Below are 16,935 nucleotides of genomic sequence, written 5' to 3'. Positions count from 1 at the left end.
GCCTGAGCGACGGCGGCGGCCACGGCGGGGCCCACGCGGGGGTCGAACGGCGACGGGATGACCAGGTCCTCGGACAGGTCGTCGCCCACCAGCTCGGCCAGGGCCCGCGCCGCGGCGAGCTTCATGGCCTCGGTGATCGCGGTGGCGCCGACGTCGAAGGCCCCGCGGAAGATGCCGGGGAAGGCCAGCACGTTGTTGATCTGGCTCGGGAAGTCCGAACGGCCCGTGGCCACCACGCGGGCGTGACGGCGGGCCACCTCGGGGTGCACCTCGGGGGTCGGGTTGGGGTATTGGCCCCCGCCCGGCGCGGGCCGGGCACCCCCGTGGGGTGGCGGGGCCGGAGCCGTTCAGCGAAGTCGAAGCGCTACTGGCCCTGTGCGGCTTTTCCGACGGCCGCGGCGACGGCCGGCATGACGCGCGCGTCAAGCGGCGAGGGCACGATGTAGTCGGCGGAGAGCTTGTCATCGACCAGCTCGGCAATGGCGTGGGCCGCTGCCAGCTTCATGGCGCCGGTGATGCGGCGGGCGCCGGCATCCAGTGCGCCGCGGAAGATGCCCGGGAAGGCCAGCACGTTGTTGATCTGGTTCGGGAAGTCCGAGCGTCCGGTGGCCACCACGGCTGCGTACTTGCGGGCAACATCCGGCATGACTTCCGGGTCCGGGTTGGACAGGGCGAAGATGATGGCGTTCTCGTTCATCTTCGACAGGTCTTCTTCCACGAACTTGGAGGAAGAGACACCCACGACAACGTCGGCGCCGTCGAGGGCCTCGCGGATGCCGCCGATCAGTCCGTCCTTGTTGGTCAGCGCCGCGTACTTGGCCTTCACTGCGTTCAGGTCGTCGCGGTCGCGGTGGATGATTCCCTTGGAATCGACAAGCACCACATCGCCCAGGCCCACGTTGATGAGGATCTCGGCAATCGCGATGCCGGCAGCGCCTGCACCGGAGATGACGGCGCGCATCTGGCCCAGTTCCTTGCCTGCAACCTTTGCCGCGTTGATCAGGGATGCGAGGACAACCACGGCGGTGCCGTGCTGGTCATCGTGCATGACCGGGCAGTCAAGGGCCTCGATGAGGCGTTCCTCGAGTTCGAAGCAGCGCGGGGCCGAGATGTCCTCGAGATTCACGGCGCCGAAGCTCGGGCGCAGGCGAACCAGGGTTTCGATGATTTCGTCGACGTTGGTGGTGTTCAGCACCAGCGGGATGGAATCCAGGCCGCCGAATTCCTTGAAGAGCGCGCTCTTGCCTTCCATGACCGGCAGCGAGGCGGCGGCACCGATGTTGCCCAGCCCCAGCACGGCGGTGCCGTCGGAGACCACCACGACCAGGCGCGAGGCCCAGGTGTGGGTGGCGTGCATGGCCGGATCCGCGGCAATGGCGCGCGAAACCTGGGCAACACCCGGGGTGTAGGCAATGGAAAGGTCCCGCTTGGTCGCCAGCGGCATCTTGGACTGGACGGTGAGCTTGCCGCCGATGTGTGCGTCGAAGATATCAGCGTCGGTAATGGCGGCGGCAGCGTTAAGAGAGGTATCGATAGACAATGGAAGTCTCCTTGAAAGTTCTGAAATGTGTCGGAGCGAGGAATCGATTCGATGATCGTAGATGTCACAAGTTTCAGCCGATCCCACGTCTACGTGGCGATCACCTACTGCTTGGCCTCGCTGTGCGTCTGCCGGCCCGGGGGTGGGGGCTCAGGCGATGCGCACTGGTCAGTACTTTCTTTAGACCGTATCTCTCACGATACTGCACTTCGCCGCACTTGTGCCACCACTTGTCGCAACCAGCTGGAAACGACCACTTCACGTGGCGCGCTTGGGGCCGCGGTTTCGACAGGCAGGCACGCGTCGCCGACGCGCCTGACCGGCACTTTTGTGCGGCATCATGCATGATGGAAGCATGTCGTCTCCCACACCGTCATTGAGCAAGGTCACGGCGTTCCCCGCCCTGGAAAAGAAGGCCGCGGCAAGGCTGGCGGCAGCCCTGGACGAGTCCGCTGACACCACGGTCTTCGTCAATGGCACCACTCTGCAATTGCCTGATGTCGCGCACGCGGCACTCATCGATGTGCTCCAACGCATGGCGCGCGGCGACGAGGTGAGCGTGAGCACCGTCGAGTCTTTGCTGAACACCTCGCAGGCGGCGAAAATGGCAGGCGTTTCGGCCAGCTACCTGCGCAAGCTCACCGACTCCGGAGTCATCCCGGTCGAATACCGGGGCACGCACCGCAGGATCCGCCCCGCCTCCGTGCAGGCCTGGCTCGATAACCGCACCGAGGCCCCGACCGACACCCCGGAATAGACCCAAACGCAACCCCGTCGTGCTGGATTGGATGGGCAAGACCTTCGTATGTTGGAAGTGGCCGCAGCGGCCATCGAAGGTGCTTGAAGGAGAGGGTCATGGTGTTCCGGAATCGCTTGATTCGACTCTCGCTGGGTGGGCTTGCGGGTGCCGGCATGGTCCTTGCCCTCTCAGGTTGCCTCGGCGGCCCGGCACAGCCCCCGACAACAACCGGGGCTTCGGAAACCGTAGCCCCCTCGGCCACCGCTTCTCCGTCAACCGCACCTTCACCTGCACCAACGCCGGCACCGTCTGCCACCGCTTCGGCCAGCGCCACCGAGACTCCGTTCAGCAGCGCCCCGCCGCCGGCAACACCTACGCCATCCGCCACCCCCTCTGCGAGCGCCACCGACATTCCGGCCAGCAGCGCCCCGCCGTCGACAACGCCCGCACCCCTGCCCTCCGCTTCGCCATCGGATGAGCTTCCGGCGACAACGACCTCCTCGCTGACGGTTTTCTATGTGGCACTGGGCGACCAAGGCCAGGCCGGTCCCATGATCGGGTGTGGCGACAGCATCGTCGCCACCGAAACCGGGCCCGTGATCTACGCCAGCCAGGTGGAAGCGTCGATGAGCGACCTGCTTGAGAACAAGGACACTGTGCATGGCGAGTCGGGACTGATGAATGCGCTCGCAGGCTCGGACCTGAGATACGTGTCATCCTCGGTGTCGGGTGACACCGTGACGGTCGAGCTCACCGGGGAGCTCAGCTCAGGCGGCATTTGCGACGATCCGCGCATCATTGCCCAGCTCACCTACACCGCCTTGGTTGCCGCAGGGACCGGGGAAGCGAAGGTCCTGGTTGACGGCACCGACATCAACGACAAACTGAGCCAGAAATAGCCAGATGTTGACTTATAGGCAACAAGTGTTGATAAAGTGCCGGTGTGACCTCTACAACAGAACCCGGCATGGGCAGTGAAACCGAAATCGCCATGGCTCGTGCGGCCGCGCACGAATCGCTCTTTTCCGAGCGGGCATCGCACATCAAGCAATCCGCGGTCCGCGACGTCTTTGAGCTCTCACTCGATCCCTCGCTGGTCTCGCTGGCCGGCGGCAACCCCTACCTGCAGTCGCTGCCCCTGGAAAAGCTCGGGGCCATGGCTTCGGAGATCATCGCAACCCAGGGCATGACCGCGTTGCAATACGGCAGCGGCCAGGGCATGGAGGAGCTGCGCATCCAGATCTGTGAAGTCATGGCCGAGGAAGGGATCACCGGGGTCGATCCAAATAACATTGTGGTCACCACCGGGTCACAGGCCGCACAGGATGTTGCCTGCAAGGTCTTCTGCAACCCCGGGGACACCGTATTGTGCGAGGACCCGACCTATGTGGGCGCCCTGAACACCTTCGAGGCCTATCAGGTGCGCGCGGAACCCGTTGCCACCGACGAACACGGACTCGTACCCTCCGCCCTGCGCCTGCGCATCGACGAGTTGCGGGGCGAAGGAGCACGGATCAAGTTCCTCTACACGATCCCCAACTTCAACAATCCCTCCGGCATCACCCTGGCCGCCGAGCGCCGGGCCGAGATCGCCGAGATCTGCATTGCCGAGAACATCCTCATCTTGGAGGACAACCCGTACGGCATGTTGCGCTATTCCGGGGAACCGATCAAGCCGCTGCGCGCCTACCACCCCGATCACGTCATCTACATGGGCTCGTTTTCCAAGATCCTGGCCCCCGGCCTGCGCATCGGCTGGGCAGTGGTGCCGACCCACCTCTTCCGCCGCTTCTACCTGGCCGCCGAGGCCGTCACGCTCTGCCCTGCAACGTTCAACCAGATGCTGATCAGCAAGTACCTCACGGAGCACGACTGGCGAGGCCAGATCGCCACCTACCGGGACCTCTACGCACGGCGTTGTGAGGCGATGCTCCAGGCCCTGGATCAGTTCATGCCCGAGGGCGTGAGCTACACCCGGCCCGAGGGCGGCTTCTTCATCTGGGTCACGCTGCCGGAAGGAATCGACACCTACGGGCTCTTGTCCAAGGGCATCGAGGCGGGAGTGGTCTTCATTCCCGGCGCCGCCTTCAGCCCCCACGACGGCGCCAGCCACCGGCTGCGCCTGGCCTTCAGCGCGGTGCCCGAGGAGAAGATCCGCGAGGGCGTCAAGCGCCTGGCCCCGGTGCTGGCCGAGGCCATCGCCGAAAACCGCGACCGATAGGAACCTGCCGATCCTCCCCCCGTTGCCACGGGCGCCACCTTCACGGATCTCCCGTGCACAGGGAATGCAAGACCCTGCCCGAAGCTCGATGGCGCATGATGTATCCATGTGGTTTGGGTGGATCGAGTTCGACCTGTTGCTGGGCGATGTGCATTCGCTCAAGCAGAAACGTGCCGTCGTGCGCCCGATCCTTGCCGAGATCAGGCGCCGGTTCGAGGTTTCCGCCGCGGAGACCGGCGGCCAGGAACTCCACCGGCGCGCCGGGTTGGCTGCCGGGCTCGTCGCGGCGGACGCCACGCACGTGATCGAGGTGCTTGACGGGATCGAGCGCCTGGTCGCGGCACGCCCGGAAGTGCAATTGCTCAGCGCACACCGTCGCATGGGTTCTTCCGAGGACGAATAGATGCCTCGGCACACGGGCCGGCTCGCCGTCGTGGAGTCAACGGAAACCGCGTTAGTGGATGACCCAGGTGACCAGGCCCAGCAGGGTGCAGACAACTGCCAAGAGGATTCCGAGCCGAGGGGCAATCCAGGCGGTGACCTCGGCTTCGCTCGGCGGCGCCGAATCCGGGGCCGGGGCCGGGACCGCGGCGACGGGCACGACCGCCATCTCATAGGCCAACAGGATTCGCGAGGGCGCCAGCATCGTGGCCATGGAGGCGGTCACGTTGGAGACGGCGACGATCTGCAGGACCGACGATCCCATGCTTGCGGCCGCCTGCGCCTGGGTTGCCGCCAACATGGAGTTTGCCGCGGTGTTGGATCCGGAAATGAATCCGGCCAGTCCGTTGACTACCGGCCCCAGGACCAGATAGCCGGCACCGATTCCGGCGAGCGCGGCACCCAGTTCCCTGCCCATGCCGGTTGCAGCGAGCAGTGCACCCAGGATGGTGAATCCGCCGGTGGCGATTCCCACGGGAATCCAGCTGCGGTAGGCCAGGGAAGCGCGTGCGCGCAGGCTGGCGGTCCCGCCCCCCAGGGAGGCGGAACCGTATTGGGCGACCAGGCAGGCGACAACCAGCCAGACGCCGCCGCTGGCGAGGGTGCGCTTGAGCAGGGAAGTTTCCATCGGCGAGCTCAGGGCGCGGGCAGCCAGCAATCCCAGGGTGAGCACCGCATAGGGCAGCAACGCCACCGCGACCGCGCGTCCCGCCGGCACCAGCGACCCGCCGATCCTGAAGGCCAAGAGGTGCGCCGCCAACACCAGTAGCGAGCCGACGATGCCCGCCGGCGGGGTGCCCATGAGCAGGTTGGCGGCCAGGATGCCGGCGTTGAGCAGCACCGCCGCACCCATCAGGTGCGCCAGCAGCCGACCGGGCCTGGGCGATTCGCCGCGCAGCACGAGCCACACGGTGATTCCCGCGCCAAGTACCACCGGCAAGGTCATCAGCGCCGAGCGGACGCCCACGTCAAAAAGGGTGAGTCCGGCCAGGTCCGCCGCCACCAGCGTGCCCGGGCCCAGTGCTCCCCAGGGCACGGCCACCAGCCCGAGCAGGCTCAGGATCGCCGAGTGCTTCACCGAATGGCCCAGCTGGATCAGCAACGGGACCCCCACGGTGACGCCAATGCCGAAACCCGTCACCGACTCGGCAAAGGGAACCAGCCCGAAGACCACCAGCACGGTCCCGGCTTGCTGGTTGGAGGCGCTTTGGCGCAGCCAGCCGGAGATCCTGTCCATGGCGCCGGTTTCGGTGGTGATGCGCGAGAGCAGCACGCCGCCAAAGAGGATCAGTAGCACCTCGAGGATGGTGGGGCCGAACATGGCCCCTGCCCGCATGAGTTCAACGATCGGTGTGGGGAAGAAAAGAATGGCCGCGAGAACACCGGTGAGCAATGAATAGATGGCCATGGTGGTGGCCTTCGTCCGGGCCAGGAACAAGGCCATGGCCACCACGATCGGGGAGGCGGCAGCCAGTGCCAGCATGCGGCGGATCCTTTGTTCGGGGTGCCGCACAGGGGGGTTCACGCGGCAGGCTCTGCTGCGATTGACGATACCGGTCCGGCGCAAGAACAACGACTTGGTTGCGGCGACAGTGCCATGAGGTCATGACAACCGAGAACCGCCGCACGTTTCACAATGTGAACGTACGGCGGGCCACGGGATCTGATTCAGTTTGTGGTTGGGCCTTGCTTAGGCGGTACGCCGGGCCGGGGTCAGGTTCCGACCCAGGGCCAGGCCCAGTCCGGCCATGCCCACGCCCAATGCGAAGTGCAGGATGTTGTCCGCCGTGTTGACCGGGACAAAGTTCGCGGCACTGGACTGGTCGATGAAGACCCCGTAGAAGCCCAGGACCAGGTAGATGATCCCGCCGACGACCAGGAAGGTCTTTGCCTTCGCCGCGCTGCGCCAAAGCGTGACTCCAAGGACTCCGAAGAGCAGGTGGACAATGTTGTGGAGGACCGATACCTGGAAAATGCCAAGCAACATTGAGCCGGAGTGGTGTCCGGCCATCCCTAGGTGTTCGGTGTTGCTGGTGATGCCGGGAATGAATCCCAGGACACCAACCAGCAGGAATACCGCACCAACCGCCAGTGCAACGTATTGCACCAGGGCGCGGTGGGTGGTGGTGTGTGTCGAGGCCATGGTGGGCTCCTTGGGTTCCTGTCGATTTTCAACGCCGCAGCGTTGCTGACACCAGGTATTCGGAACCGCTGCGCCGGCGGATTGCCCGCGGCGAAAAAACTTTTCAGGCCAGCCCTTACGCCTCGTGGAGCTCGTCGTAGTCGTTCCGGGCCCGGATGATTTTTTCCGCGTGATCCTGTGACCATTCCCGCATGATTTCCAGGGGTCCCTGCAAGGTGGCGCCGAGGTCGGTAAGTTCGTATTCCACCCGCGGCGGCACCTCGGGATAAATGGTCCGGGTCAACAACCCGTCACGTTCTAGGGAGCGCAGGGTCTGGGTGAGAACCTTGGGTGTGACGCCGCCAATGTCCTGCCTCAATTGAGAGAAGCGCCGGGGCCCGGACTCCAGGGCCAGGAACACCAACGCCGTCCACTTGTCGCCCATGCGTTGCATGATCAGGCGCGAGGGGCAGTCGGGGCTCATGACATTGAAGGCCGAAGGCTTGGTATCCATGAGGTAACTATATTACGTTGAGGTACTGGGTTTCAATTAGATACCATGGTGCCATTGAAGCGATGTCGTGCTTCAATCGCCCGACATCAACTACAGAGAAGGGAACAGCCCCATGAAGATTGCCGTTTACGGAGCCACCGGAATGGTCGGCAGCAAGATCGTCGCCGAGGCAGCCAAGCGTGGCCACGAGGTCACCGCGGTATCGCGCAGTGGACGTGAAGTCGAAGGAGCCTCCTCGGCGACGACCGCCGAACTTGGCGATATGTCGGCCTACCGCACCTTGACCACCGAGCACGACGTGGTCGTCATCTCGGTTCCGCCGTCGCGCACCGGCGATTCCCACCAGCCATTCATTGACGCCCACGAGGAAATCTCCGAGACCCTCGTTCCCGCCCGCGTGTTCATCGTCGGCGGCGCCGGCGCGACCGAGGTTGACGGCGTGCGCCTGTTCAACATCCCGGGCTTCCCCGAGGAATACAAGCCAGAGGCCCGCACCATGGGCGAGGTCCTGGACTTCTATACCTCGGCTTCCGGCCTGGACTGGACGATGTTGGCACCGGCACCGGTCATCGCACCGGGCGAAGCCTCAGGCGCAATCGTCCTGGGCAACGACTCCCCCGCGGGAGACCACGTCAGCACCGGAGACTTCGCTGTTGCCGCCCTGGACGAGCTCGAGGACCCCAAGCACCAGCACCGCCGCTTCACGGTCGCTAGCGCCTAAGCAATATCCGCACATGGCGGCGTCCGAAAATCTTTCACACGCCGCATAACGGGTGTGGTGGGACCGGCAATACCGGTTCCGCCACACCCGTTGGCAGTTAACCGCACCCCTGTCGCCCACTCGCCGGCGCTATGAACTGTCCCACACACCCCTGCGCCGTGCCCGCCACGCGGACTAAGGTTGAGGGCGGTACCCACCTGCCCGTTCCCGCCGCCATCCGCCCGGGAGCATCGCGGCCGGCGGCCACACGTCACTTCATCGGTTCGCAGGAAGCAGTTTCATGAGACACGTTCGCCCCTTGGCAACCCGCCTATTCCCGGCCGCCACGGCCCTGGCCGCGGCATTGGTGCTCGCGGGCTGCGCCCCTGCCACCACGGCACCCGAGTCCGGCAACGATCCCGGGATCCCGGTCACCGGCGGCACCCTGGTCTACGCCTCCGGCGATGCCGAGCCCACTTGCCTGGATCCGCACGTGGGCGGCAACTACCCCCAGGCGCTAGTCTCCTCCCAGTACCTGGAGACCCTGTACACCAAGGACGCCGAAGGCAAGCTGATCCCCTGGCTCGCCGAGGACTCCACCGTCTCCGACGACGGGCTGACCCGCACCGTGAAGATCCGCGAGGGCATCACGTTCACCGACGGTGCCCCGCTGACCGCCGAGGCAGTCAAGGCCAACTTCGAGCACCTGCTGGATCCCAAGACCGCTTCCTCCACCGGCTTCCTGGCCCTGGGCAAGATCGATTCCATGAAGGCGATCGACGAGGCCACCCTCGAGCTGAAGCTCAAGACCCCTGACAACTCCCTGCTGGAATCCTTCTCCATGCCGTGGGTTTCCATCCAGTCACCGGTTGCGCTCAAGCGCAGCCAAACGGAGAACTGCGCCGCCCCCGTGGGCACCGGCCCGTTCGAGGTCGAGTCCTGGAAGAAGCAGGATGCGGTGAACCTGGTGCGCAACGAGGACTACGTGCAGCCGGTTGCCACGCCGGGCCACGAGGGAGCCGCCTACCTGGACGGCATCACCTGGCGCTTCATCCCCGAGGCCGCCACCCGTTACGCCGCGCTGCAGGCCGGCGAGGTGCAGGTCATTGACAACGCCCAGCCGGACACCATTGCCGCAGCGGCGAAGAACCAGGACATCAAGCACCTGGACGCCCCGCGCCCCGGTGCCTCGAACCGCATCGAGCTGAACTCCTCCAAGGCCCCGTTCAACGACGCCTTGGTCCGCGAGGCCTTCATCCACGCGGTGAACGTCAACGCGGGCGTCGACTCGCTCTTCTTCGGCACCGCGCCGCGCTCCTACTCGCCGCTCTCCAGCGCCGAGCCGCTGGCCTACTCCGCCGAATCGCTCTTCACCTACGACCCGGCCAAGGCAGGCGAACTGCTGGACGCCGCCGGCTGGACCGAACGCGACTCCGAAGGCTACCGCGTGAAGGACTCCAAGCGCCTGTCCCTGACCTTCCCGGTGAGCACCAGCCAATCGATCCCCGCCGAACAGTCGCTTTTCCAGCAACTGCAGGCCACCGCCAAGGAATCGGGCATCGAAATCAAGATCAACCTGCTGGATCTCTCAAGCTGGTACGGCGAACTGTTCAAGAACAACTACAACCTGGTCTCCGCCCCGTACACCAAGGTCGGCCCGAGCGTGTTGGGCATCCTCTTCCACTCGGATTCCACCATCCCGGCGCCCTCGGGCTACTTCTCCAACCTCTCCCAGGTCAAGGACCCGGCGCTCGATGAGCTGCTGGACAACGCCGGTTCCACCAAGGACGAGGAGCAGCGCAAGGACCTGTACGCGCAGGCGCAGAAACTGGTGCTCGAGGGCCATTACCTGCTGCCGCTCTACAACCAGCAGAACCACTTCCTCTACTCGGAAAAGCTGAAGAACGTGGGAACCACCACCGCCGTGGCAACCCCGACGTTCTTCGACGCCTGGCTGGCCAAGTAGCCAGGCGCCGGAAATTCAGATTCCACCGATGAGCCTTCACACCCATGCAGGCGGACGATCGACCCGGATTGCCGGGACGGCCGCCCGCTGGGTGCTGGGCAAGATCGGCGGAGGGCTGTTCGTGCTGTGGGCCGTGGCCACCGCGATCTTCTTTGGCATCCGGATGATTCCGGGCGACCCTGCCGAAGCCATCATGGGCGGGCCCGGCTCCCAGGCCTCGGCCGAGGCCTTGGCCCAGGCGCGCGCCGACTACGGCCTGGACCAACCGCTGTATGTGCAATATTTCGGCCAGCTGTGGCGCCTGGCCACCGGGGACCTGGGCACCTCCTACTCGCTGAAATCCCCCGTGGCCGAGGTGCTCGGCGAGCTCGTCCCGCCCACCCTGGTCCTGGCGGTGCTCGCCCTGGGCGTGGCGTGGGCGTTGGCGCTGGTTGTCGCGGTGCTCTCCACGCGCAGCGGTGCCCTGGGTTCGGCCCTGGCCTCGGGCCTGGAGATCGTCTCGGCAGCCGTCCCGCACTTTTGGCTCGCCAGCGTGCTGATCATGCTCTTCGCCACGGCGCTGGGCTGGCTGCCGCCGGTGAGCACCAATTCACCGGCCGGGCTGGTGCTGCCGGTCTTCACCCTGGCACTGCCGCTGGCGGGGTTCCTGGGCCAGGTCATGCGCGACACCCTGGATGCGGCGCACCGTTCCCCCTTTGCGCTCTCGGCCCGGGCGCGCGGGGAATCGGAGACCGGGGTGCTGCTTCGACACTCCATCCGCCATGCCGCGCTGCCGGGCATTGCCCTCTCGGGCTGGGCATTCGGGTCCCTGCTCTCCGGAGCGGTCGTCGTGGAATCCATTTTCGCCCGGCCCGGCCTGGGCCGCTCGCTGCTGTCGGCTGTCACCGCCCGAGACATCCCGATGGTCACCGGCGTTGCCCTGCTCTCGGCCGCCGCCTACGTGGTGATCATGGCATTCTCCGACATTGCCGAACGCCTGGCCGACCCGCGGATGGCCGGGTCATGAGCATCGACAAGAACGAGCTGAGCCCGGGCGACCCGGTACTGGCACCACACGCCGCAAAACGGCCGGTGCCAGGCACCGGGGGGCCGAGGGCGCTGGCCGCCCGAGTGCCGCTGCTGCTCTCCGCCGCAGTGCTCGCCTTCTTCGTGCTCGCAGCGCTGCTTCCGGACCTGCTGGCGCCCTATGACCCGCTGGCCATCAATCCCGCCGACGCGTTCTCCGGCCCCGGACCGGCGCACCTGCTGGGGACCGACGAATCCGGACGCGACATCTATTCACGCATCATCCACGGCGCGCGGCCCTCGCTGCTGATCGGGGCCGCGGCCACCGCGATTGGCCTGGGCCTTGCCCTGGTGCTGGGCACGGTGGCCGGATTCGGCGGCAAGTGGCTGGACTTCGGGGTCGGACGGGTCCTGGAGGTGCTCTTTGCGCTGCCCGGCCTGCTGCTGGCACTGGTGTTCATTGCCCTGGCCGGACCCGGCGTGGGGACCACGGTGGTGGCAGTGGGACTGACCACCGCCCCCGGCTACGCGCGGATGATCCGCGCCCAGGTCATTGCCCTGCGCACCTCACCCATGGTCGAGGCCGCCACGGTGCTCGGGCGCTCCCGCGCCCGAATCCTGGGTACCCACATCCTGCCCAACGCCCTGGCCCCCATCGCGGTGCTGGGCACCCTGGGCCTGGGGCAGGCGGTGGTCTGGGCCGCGTCGCTGAGCTTCCTGGGCCTGGGCGCACCTCCCCCGGCCCCCGAATGGGGCGCCATGCTCTCGGCCGGTCGCACCTACCTGGCCCTGGCCTGGTGGATGACCTTCTTCCCCGGCCTGGCCATCGTGCTGGTGGCGGCAGCCTCCACCGTGCTTTCCCGGGCGCTGAAAGCGGCAGGTGCCCGATGAGTGCACCGGCACCGATCCTGCGGGTCGAGAACCTCGGCGTATCGTTCGACAAAACCCCAGTTGTCTTGGACGTTTCCTTCTCCGTCAACCCCGGTGAATGCCTGGCGCTGGTCGGTGAATCGGGCTCCGGAAAGTCAGTAACGGCACGCTCGCTGATTGGTTTGGCCGGGCCCGGATCCACCGTGCGCGCCGACGCACTGGAGGTGGCAGGGCTCGATGCCCGAGGCCTTTCGCAACGTGCCTGGCGAGGGATCCGCGGCAACAAGGTGGGATTCATCCTGCAGGACGCGCTCACCTCGCTCGATCCGCTGCGTAAGATCGGCAAGGAAATCGACGACACGCTGCGTCTGCATGGCTCCGGATCCGGGGCCGCGCGCGCCGCCAGGGTTGTCCGGTTGCTGGAGTCGGTGGGCTTGGACGACCCGGTGCGCCGTGCCGGACAGCGTTCGGGCGAGCTTTCCGGCGGCATGCGCCAGCGAGCCCTGATCGCCTCGGCCATCGCGCTGGACCCTGTGCTGGTCATTGCCGACGAGCCCACCACGGCCCTGGATGCCACCATTGCCGCGGCGGTGCTGGATCTGCTGGGCGAACTGCGGGCCGAAGGTTCCGGCATGCTGCTGATCAGCCACGACCTGTCCACGGTGTCCAAGGTCGCCGACACCATTGCGGTGATGAGGGGCGGGCGCATCGTCGAAACCGGTCCGACAGAACGGATCCTGGGCGACCCACAGCATCCCTACACCAAGGCCTTGCTGGCAGCGGTGCCCGCCGGCAAGGCCCGCTTTGCGCGGCTCTCCCCCGCGACGGCCTCCCCCGCCGCGGTTGCGGCTCCGGCAACAGCCGGCGAATCCGACGTGCGTCCCGTGCTGAGCGCCCGCTCGCTGTCCCGGGCCTTCAAGGTGCCGGGGGCAGGCGACTTCCCGGCGGTGAAAAACGTGGACTTCGAGCTGCTGCCCGGCCGCACGCTGGGGGTGGTGGGCGAATCCGGGTCGGGCAAGACCACCACCGCCCGCATGGCCCTGGGGCTGTTGACCCCGGACACGGGATCCGTGGAGCTTTTCGGCGAACCCTGGAGTTCGGTGCCCGAGGCCCAAAGACGCACCCGCCGCTCCTCACTGGGCGCCATCTACCAGGACCCGCTTTCCTCCTTCGACCCGCGCCATTCGGTGGGGCAGGTGCTGGCCGACGCACTCAGTTTCGGGGCCACCCGCAATCCGCGCAAACACGCCGGGAGGATCGCCGAGCTGCTCTCCTTGGTGGGCCTGGCACCGGAGCTGTCGGCGCGGAACCCCACCACGCTTTCGGGCGGGCAACGCCAGCGCCTGGCCATCGCCCGGGCCCTGGCGCCGAACCCGCGCGTGCTGATTTGCGACGAGCCGGTCTCCGCCCTGGATGTCTCCATCCAGGCGCAGGTGCTGGACTTGTTGGACGATCTGCAGCGGCGCCTCGGGCTCGGTTATCTCTTCATTTCCCACAACATGTCGGTGATCAGGCACATGAGTGACTCGGTGCTGGTGATGCGCGCCGGGGAGGTCGTGGAGTCAGGTGCCACCGAGTCGGTGTTCACCGACCCGCAACACCCTTACACGCGCGCCCTGCTGGCGGCATCCCCGGGGCTTTCCCCCGTCCGCTGAGCGCGGCCAGGACCGGGTTCAGCTCCTGAGGTCCCGGACGAGGCCCGATTTCGCCGGTTTCCCGGCCTCGTCCAGCTGGCGGGTGCCGGTTTGGATGAGGATGTCATCGAGCTTCGGCAAGGCACGAATGAGGAACTGCCTTGCTTCCTCGATAACGGCCTCCACCTCGGAGAGTGCTGCGTCCTCGAGAACGACCATTGCCGTGCAGTGCAGCCGGTGGCCCACCCAGCGCAGCTGGATCCGTTCCGTGGCCAGGATCCCGGGAACGGATTCGAAGGCGTCCTCGGCCCTGGCCAGGAGATCGGGTTCGATGCCGTCCATGAGCCGGCGTCCGATGCTGCGCACGGTGCCGAAGAGCAGCACCATGATGGCGGCGGAAATGAGCAGGCCCACGATGGGATCGGCCAGCGGGAACCCGAGCATGGCGCCGACGGCGCCCAGGACAACCGCCAGTGAGGTGAATCCGTCGGTGCGGGCGTGCACCCCGTCGGCAACCAGTGCGGCGGAGCTGATCTTGCGCCCGATCCTGATGCGGTACATGGCCACTGCCTCGTTGCCGATGAAGCCGATGACCCCGGCGGCCAGCACCCAGCCCAGGTGTTGGAGCGGTTGCGGGTGGACCAGACGGGCGATGGATTGCCAGGCGGCGAGGACGGCGGAGAGGGCCACCACCATGACGATGAACAGGCCGGCCAGGTCCTCGGCCCGCCCGTAGCCAAAGGTGTAGCGGCGGTTGGCGGCCCGGCGGCCGAGGATGAAGGCAATCCACAGCGGCACTGCGGTGAGCGCGTCGGAGAAGTTGTGGATGGTGTCGGCGAGCAAGGCCACCGAGCCGCTGGCCATGACCACCGCCAGCTGCAGCACGGTGGTGCCCAGCAGGATGAACATGCTGATCTTCAGGGCACGGATGCCCTGGATGTTGGATTCCAGGGCGTCGTCGATCGAATCGGCGGAGTCGTGGGTGTGCGGGACGAACAGTTCAAAAAGCCACACCTTGAAACCGGAATGGTGTTTGTGGGAATGGCCGCCATGCCCATGCCCCTCGTGGTCATGATCATGCCCGTGGTCGTGTCCGTGCTGCCCGGGTTCCGCGCCGGGACTCATGTCGGTTGCTGTCCGCGTGCGTGGTGGGCGGGGGTGCCGCCCAGCGCGTGTTCGGCCTGGTGGATCGCGTCGACGACGAGCTGGCGGGCGTGCTCGTTTTCGAGGCGGTAAAGGACCTTGGTTCCTTCTTGGCGGGTGGCCACCATTCGGGCCAGGCGCATCTTGGCAAGGTGCTGTGAGACCGAGGCCGGGGTCTTGCCCAGAAGCTCGGCCAGCGCACCAACCGCCATCTCCCCGTTTCTGAGGGCCAGGATGATCCTCACGCGGGTCGCATCGGCGAGCATGCTGAACACTTCCACAGCCAGCTCTACGTACTGGCTGTCGGCATCCAGGGAACACACCTTGTTATCTGCATTCATACGCACATAGTTGCACAGCCCCACCCCGGGATCAAGCATTCGCCGACCGCACGAACCGTCACGGTGGCCGGTGGCACCACGCTCCCGCATTCAGGTTTGTACTACTTGTTACATTTCTAGATGTAACGATGTATCGTGATCGCATGACATGGATGGTATTGATTGTTCGCTTGACCGGAGCCAGCTCGCGACACCGCGTCGCCGTGTGGCGGGAGCTGCGCCGCATCGGGGCGGCCCCCGTTTCCCAGGGGGTGTGGACGGTTCCCGACACCCCGCACTTCAAGGAAGTGGTCGCGAAGGTCGAGGAACTGGCCCGGAAGGGGTCCGGAGACGTCATCGTGCTCTCCACCGCAACGGCCGGGGCACCCGGCGAGGAAGCGATGGTCTCCGCCTTCCGTACCCAGCGCCTCGAGGAATGGGGGGAATTCGACGGCGACTGCCGCAAGTTCGAGGACGAGATCGCCAAGGAGATCCGCATCGAGAAGTTCACGTTGGCGGAACTCGAGGAGGAGGAGCAAAGCCTCGATCGCCTGCGGCGCTGGCACCGCGAACTCAAGAGCCGCGACGTGTTGGAACTGCCGGAGGCGGGCGCGGCCGAGGCACACCTGAGGGCGTGCGGCGAAGCCCTGGACGAGTACGCCGACATGGTTTACGCCCGTCTGCACAGCGACGAATCCCCGGACGGGGCAGCTTTCGGCGGAAGGGGCTGAGCTGGAGGTGACAATGCTCGAAGTCCCGCTCGCTGCGGCCGGCGGGTTGCTGCTGGTCTACGCCGTGCTGCTGGCCCTGCTGTGGCGCCACGCGCGCAGGAACCCGGGCACCGTCGGCCTGGGCGATGCCCTGCGCCTGCTGCCGGATTTCCTGCGGTTCCTGGGCAGGCTCGTGGCGGACGGGGACCTGCCACGGGCACCGCGATTCATGCTGGTGCTGCTGCTGGCCTACCTTGCATCCCCAATCGACCTGGTCCCGGATTTCATTCCGGTGATCGGCTACGCGGATGACGTGCTGGTCGTGGCGCTGGTGCTGCGTCTGATTGTGCGCACCGCCGGACACCGGGCACTGGCCCGGAACTGGCAGGGCGCCGAGGCGGGGTTGCGGATCATCGAGCAATTGGCGGGCTTGCCGACCGCTGCGCCGGAGACCCACGGGACTGCCCGAAGCGACGGTGGCACGTGAAGCATCTCGACTGGTGGGGGCGATTCTTCCGGATCGGGATCATTGCAAAGGGGCTTGACGGTGTCTTGGAAGCCATCGGTGGGCTGCTTCTGTTATTCGCGACTCCCGGCATGCTCGACAAGCTCACCGTGGCGCTGACCCGAAATGAGCTTGCCGAGGATCCCGGCGACTTTATTGCCACCCGCCTGCTCCACGTCGCCAGCGACATTACCGATCAGGGAATCATCTTCGCCGCCGCGTATCTGCTGATTCATGGAGGCACCAAGGTCGTCTTGGTGATCGCCCTGCTGCGGAAACAGTTTTGGGCCTACCCATGGATGATCGCCATGCTCGTGGCCTTCATCGCGTACCAGGGCTACGAACTGGCCATCTCGCCAACAGCCGGCCTTCTGGCGCTCACCGCCTTCGATATCGCGGTCACGGTGCTGACTTGGCACGAATACCTCCGACGCAAGCACGGGCACGACGTGGCGCCCCGTTCCAGACATCGTTCAGAACCCACCTGAACACCACCGCAGCGATT

Annotated in this window: 18 protein-coding genes and 1 pseudogene; 12 read left to right on the top strand and 7 right to left on the bottom strand. The window is 66.2% G+C overall.

Translation table 11 applies throughout. The features are described 5' to 3' along the window. Positions 1 to 284, bottom strand: a pseudogene (locus ACLQ7E_RS03400) (malic enzyme-like NAD(P)-binding protein); the annotation flags it as partial. An 80-nt stretch (positions 285 to 364) separates the two neighbouring features. Next, positions 365 to 1,540, bottom strand: coding sequence for an NADP-dependent malic enzyme (locus ACLQ7E_RS03395; protein WP_411731145.1), 1,176 nt, complete (start codon positions 1,538 to 1,540; stop codon positions 365 to 367). Positions 1,541 to 1,895: 355 nt separating this feature from the next. Here ACLQ7E_RS03395 and ACLQ7E_RS03390 point away from each other — a divergent pair, with 355 nt between their 5' ends. The 4 genes from ACLQ7E_RS03390 to ACLQ7E_RS03375 all read left to right on the top strand — a co-directional run bounded on the left by ACLQ7E_RS03390 (position 1,896) and on the right by ACLQ7E_RS03375 (position 4,903). After that, positions 1,896 to 2,297, top strand: a complete 402-nt coding sequence (locus ACLQ7E_RS03390) for a helix-turn-helix domain-containing protein (RefSeq protein WP_411731144.1) — start codon at positions 1,896 to 1,898, stop codon at positions 2,295 to 2,297. Positions 2,298 to 2,395: 98 nt separating this feature from the next. After that, positions 2,396 to 3,178: a GerMN domain-containing protein gene (locus ACLQ7E_RS03385; protein ID WP_411731142.1), complete on the top strand. Its 783-nt coding sequence runs from the start codon at positions 2,396 to 2,398 to the stop codon at positions 3,176 to 3,178. Positions 3,179 to 3,246: 68 nt separating this feature from the next. Further along, positions 3,247 to 4,500 carry a PLP-dependent aminotransferase family protein gene (locus tag ACLQ7E_RS03380; protein WP_411731141.1) on the top strand — a complete coding sequence of 418 codons (1,254 nt, stop codon included), beginning with the start codon at positions 3,247 to 3,249 and terminating at the stop codon, positions 4,498 to 4,500. A gap of 106 nt (positions 4,501 to 4,606) precedes the next feature. Further along, entirely contained in the window at positions 4,607 to 4,903 is a 297-nt protein-coding gene (locus ACLQ7E_RS03375) for a DUF503 domain-containing protein (RefSeq protein ID WP_411731140.1), read from the top strand. A gap of 51 nt (positions 4,904 to 4,954) precedes the next feature. Here ACLQ7E_RS03375 and ACLQ7E_RS03370 read toward each other — a convergent pair whose 3' ends face one another. The 3 genes from ACLQ7E_RS03370 to ACLQ7E_RS03360 all read right to left on the bottom strand — a co-directional run bounded on the left by ACLQ7E_RS03370 (position 4,955) and on the right by ACLQ7E_RS03360 (position 7,577). Further along, positions 4,955 to 6,424, bottom strand: a complete 1,470-nt coding sequence (locus tag ACLQ7E_RS03370) for an L-lactate permease (RefSeq protein WP_411731139.1) — start codon at positions 6,422 to 6,424, stop codon at positions 4,955 to 4,957. Positions 6,425 to 6,631: 207 nt separating this feature from the next. Further along, positions 6,632 to 7,084: a DUF4383 domain-containing protein gene (locus tag ACLQ7E_RS03365; RefSeq protein WP_411731138.1), complete on the bottom strand. Its 453-nt coding sequence runs from the start codon at positions 7,082 to 7,084 to the stop codon at positions 6,632 to 6,634. A 115-nt stretch (positions 7,085 to 7,199) separates the two neighbouring features. Beyond that, on the bottom strand, positions 7,200 to 7,577 hold the full coding sequence (locus tag ACLQ7E_RS03360) for a winged helix-turn-helix transcriptional regulator (RefSeq protein WP_411731137.1): 378 nt from the start codon (positions 7,575 to 7,577) through the stop codon (positions 7,200 to 7,202). A gap of 112 nt (positions 7,578 to 7,689) precedes the next feature. Here ACLQ7E_RS03360 and ACLQ7E_RS03355 point away from each other — a divergent pair, with 112 nt between their 5' ends. The 5 genes from ACLQ7E_RS03355 to ACLQ7E_RS03335 all read left to right on the top strand — a co-directional run bounded on the left by ACLQ7E_RS03355 (position 7,690) and on the right by ACLQ7E_RS03335 (position 13,773). After that, positions 7,690 to 8,298 carry an NAD(P)-dependent oxidoreductase gene (locus tag ACLQ7E_RS03355; RefSeq protein ID WP_411731136.1) on the top strand — a complete coding sequence of 203 codons (609 nt, stop codon included), beginning with the start codon at positions 7,690 to 7,692 and terminating at the stop codon, positions 8,296 to 8,298. A 280-nt stretch (positions 8,299 to 8,578) separates the two neighbouring features. Then, entirely contained in the window at positions 8,579 to 10,243 is a 1,665-nt protein-coding gene (locus tag ACLQ7E_RS03350; RefSeq protein WP_411731135.1) for an ABC transporter substrate-binding protein, read from the top strand. Between the two features lie 28 nt (positions 10,244 to 10,271). Further along, on the top strand, positions 10,272 to 11,249 hold the full coding sequence (locus ACLQ7E_RS03345) for an ABC transporter permease (protein WP_411731134.1): 978 nt from the start codon (positions 10,272 to 10,274) through the stop codon (positions 11,247 to 11,249). Beyond that, complete coding sequence (locus ACLQ7E_RS03340; protein ID WP_411731133.1) at positions 11,246 to 12,139, top strand: ABC transporter permease; 894 nt, start codon at positions 11,246 to 11,248, stop codon at positions 12,137 to 12,139. The genes ACLQ7E_RS03345 and ACLQ7E_RS03340 overlap by 4 nt, the downstream gene beginning before the upstream one ends. Then, positions 12,136 to 13,773 carry a dipeptide ABC transporter ATP-binding protein gene (locus ACLQ7E_RS03335; protein ID WP_411731132.1) on the top strand — a complete coding sequence of 546 codons (1,638 nt, stop codon included), beginning with the start codon at positions 12,136 to 12,138 and terminating at the stop codon, positions 13,771 to 13,773. The genes ACLQ7E_RS03340 and ACLQ7E_RS03335 overlap by 4 nt, the downstream gene beginning before the upstream one ends. An 18-nt stretch (positions 13,774 to 13,791) precedes the next feature. Here ACLQ7E_RS03335 and ACLQ7E_RS03330 read toward each other — a convergent pair whose 3' ends face one another. Together ACLQ7E_RS03330 and ACLQ7E_RS03325 are read right to left on the bottom strand one after the other, a co-directional pair. After that, positions 13,792 to 14,877, bottom strand: coding sequence for a cation diffusion facilitator family transporter (locus tag ACLQ7E_RS03330; protein ID WP_411731131.1), 1,086 nt, complete (start codon positions 14,875 to 14,877; stop codon positions 13,792 to 13,794). Continuing rightward, positions 14,874 to 15,236: an ArsR/SmtB family transcription factor gene (locus ACLQ7E_RS03325; protein ID WP_411731130.1), complete on the bottom strand. Its 363-nt coding sequence runs from the start codon at positions 15,234 to 15,236 to the stop codon at positions 14,874 to 14,876. The genes ACLQ7E_RS03330 and ACLQ7E_RS03325 overlap by 4 nt, the downstream gene beginning before the upstream one ends. 143 nt (positions 15,237 to 15,379) lie before the next feature. On the opposite strand from ACLQ7E_RS03325, the gene ACLQ7E_RS03320 reads away from it, so the two are divergent. From ACLQ7E_RS03320 to ACLQ7E_RS03310, 3 genes are read left to right on the top strand one after another with little or no spacing between them, the layout of a single operon-like run. After that, on the top strand, positions 15,380 to 15,946 hold the full coding sequence (locus ACLQ7E_RS03320; protein ID WP_411731129.1) for a Chromate resistance protein ChrB: 567 nt from the start codon (positions 15,380 to 15,382) through the stop codon (positions 15,944 to 15,946). Between the two features lie 13 nt (positions 15,947 to 15,959). After that, a complete protein-coding gene (locus ACLQ7E_RS03315; RefSeq protein WP_411731146.1) occupies positions 15,960 to 16,412 on the top strand; it encodes a YkvA family protein in 453 nt (150 codons plus the stop codon). Beyond that, positions 16,409 to 16,918: a DUF2127 domain-containing protein gene (locus ACLQ7E_RS03310; RefSeq protein ID WP_411731128.1), complete on the top strand. Its 510-nt coding sequence runs from the start codon at positions 16,409 to 16,411 to the stop codon at positions 16,916 to 16,918. Before ACLQ7E_RS03315 ends, ACLQ7E_RS03310 begins: the two co-directional genes overlap by 4 nt. Positions 16,919 to 16,935: the final 17 nt, after the last annotated feature.

Source organism: Paeniglutamicibacter sp., from assembly GCF_046714615.1.
Classification (GTDB): domain Bacteria; phylum Actinomycetota; class Actinomycetes; order Actinomycetales; family Micrococcaceae; genus Paeniglutamicibacter.
Note: the sequence above shows the minus strand (reverse complement) of the source record. Positions and strands in the feature narration are given on the sequence as shown.

What these genes read in the sequence shown, in the direction of transcription:
- ACLQ7E_RS03390 (WP_411731144.1), top strand. Translation starts at nt 1,896, where the DNA reads ATGTCGTCTCCCACACCGTCATTGAGCAAGGTCACGGCGTTCCCCGCC.
- ACLQ7E_RS03385 (WP_411731142.1), top strand. Translation starts at nt 2,396, where the DNA reads ATGGTGTTCCGGAATCGCTTGATTCGACTCTCGCTGGGTGGGCTTGCG.
- ACLQ7E_RS03380 (WP_411731141.1), top strand. Translation starts at nt 3,247, where the DNA reads ATGGGCAGTGAAACCGAAATCGCCATGGCTCGTGCGGCCGCGCACGAA.
- ACLQ7E_RS03375 (WP_411731140.1), top strand. Translation starts at nt 4,607, where the DNA reads ATGTGGTTTGGGTGGATCGAGTTCGACCTGTTGCTGGGCGATGTGCAT.
- ACLQ7E_RS03370 (WP_411731139.1), bottom strand. Translation starts at nt 6,424, where the DNA reads ATGCTGGCACTGGCTGCCGCCTCCCCGATCGTGGTGGCCATGGCCTTG.
- ACLQ7E_RS03365 (WP_411731138.1), bottom strand. Translation starts at nt 7,084, where the DNA reads ATGGCCTCGACACACACCACCACCCACCGCGCCCTGGTGCAATACGTT.
- ACLQ7E_RS03360 (WP_411731137.1), bottom strand. Translation starts at nt 7,577, where the DNA reads ATGGATACCAAGCCTTCGGCCTTCAATGTCATGAGCCCCGACTGCCCC.
- ACLQ7E_RS03355 (WP_411731136.1), top strand. Translation starts at nt 7,690, where the DNA reads ATGAAGATTGCCGTTTACGGAGCCACCGGAATGGTCGGCAGCAAGATC.
- ACLQ7E_RS03350 (WP_411731135.1), top strand. Translation starts at nt 8,579, where the DNA reads ATGAGACACGTTCGCCCCTTGGCAACCCGCCTATTCCCGGCCGCCACG.
- ACLQ7E_RS03345 (WP_411731134.1), top strand. Translation starts at nt 10,272, where the DNA reads ATGAGCCTTCACACCCATGCAGGCGGACGATCGACCCGGATTGCCGGG.
- ACLQ7E_RS03340 (WP_411731133.1), top strand. Translation starts at nt 11,246, where the DNA reads ATGAGCATCGACAAGAACGAGCTGAGCCCGGGCGACCCGGTACTGGCA.
- ACLQ7E_RS03335 (WP_411731132.1), top strand. Translation starts at nt 12,136, where the DNA reads ATGAGTGCACCGGCACCGATCCTGCGGGTCGAGAACCTCGGCGTATCG.
- ACLQ7E_RS03330 (WP_411731131.1), bottom strand. Translation starts at nt 14,877, where the DNA reads ATGAGTCCCGGCGCGGAACCCGGGCAGCACGGACACGACCACGGGCAT.
- ACLQ7E_RS03325 (WP_411731130.1), bottom strand. Translation starts at nt 15,236, where the DNA reads ATGAATGCAGATAACAAGGTGTGTTCCCTGGATGCCGACAGCCAGTAC.
- ACLQ7E_RS03320 (WP_411731129.1), top strand. Translation starts at nt 15,380, where the DNA reads ATGACATGGATGGTATTGATTGTTCGCTTGACCGGAGCCAGCTCGCGA.
- ACLQ7E_RS03315 (WP_411731146.1), top strand. Translation starts at nt 15,960, where the DNA reads ATGCTCGAAGTCCCGCTCGCTGCGGCCGGCGGGTTGCTGCTGGTCTAC.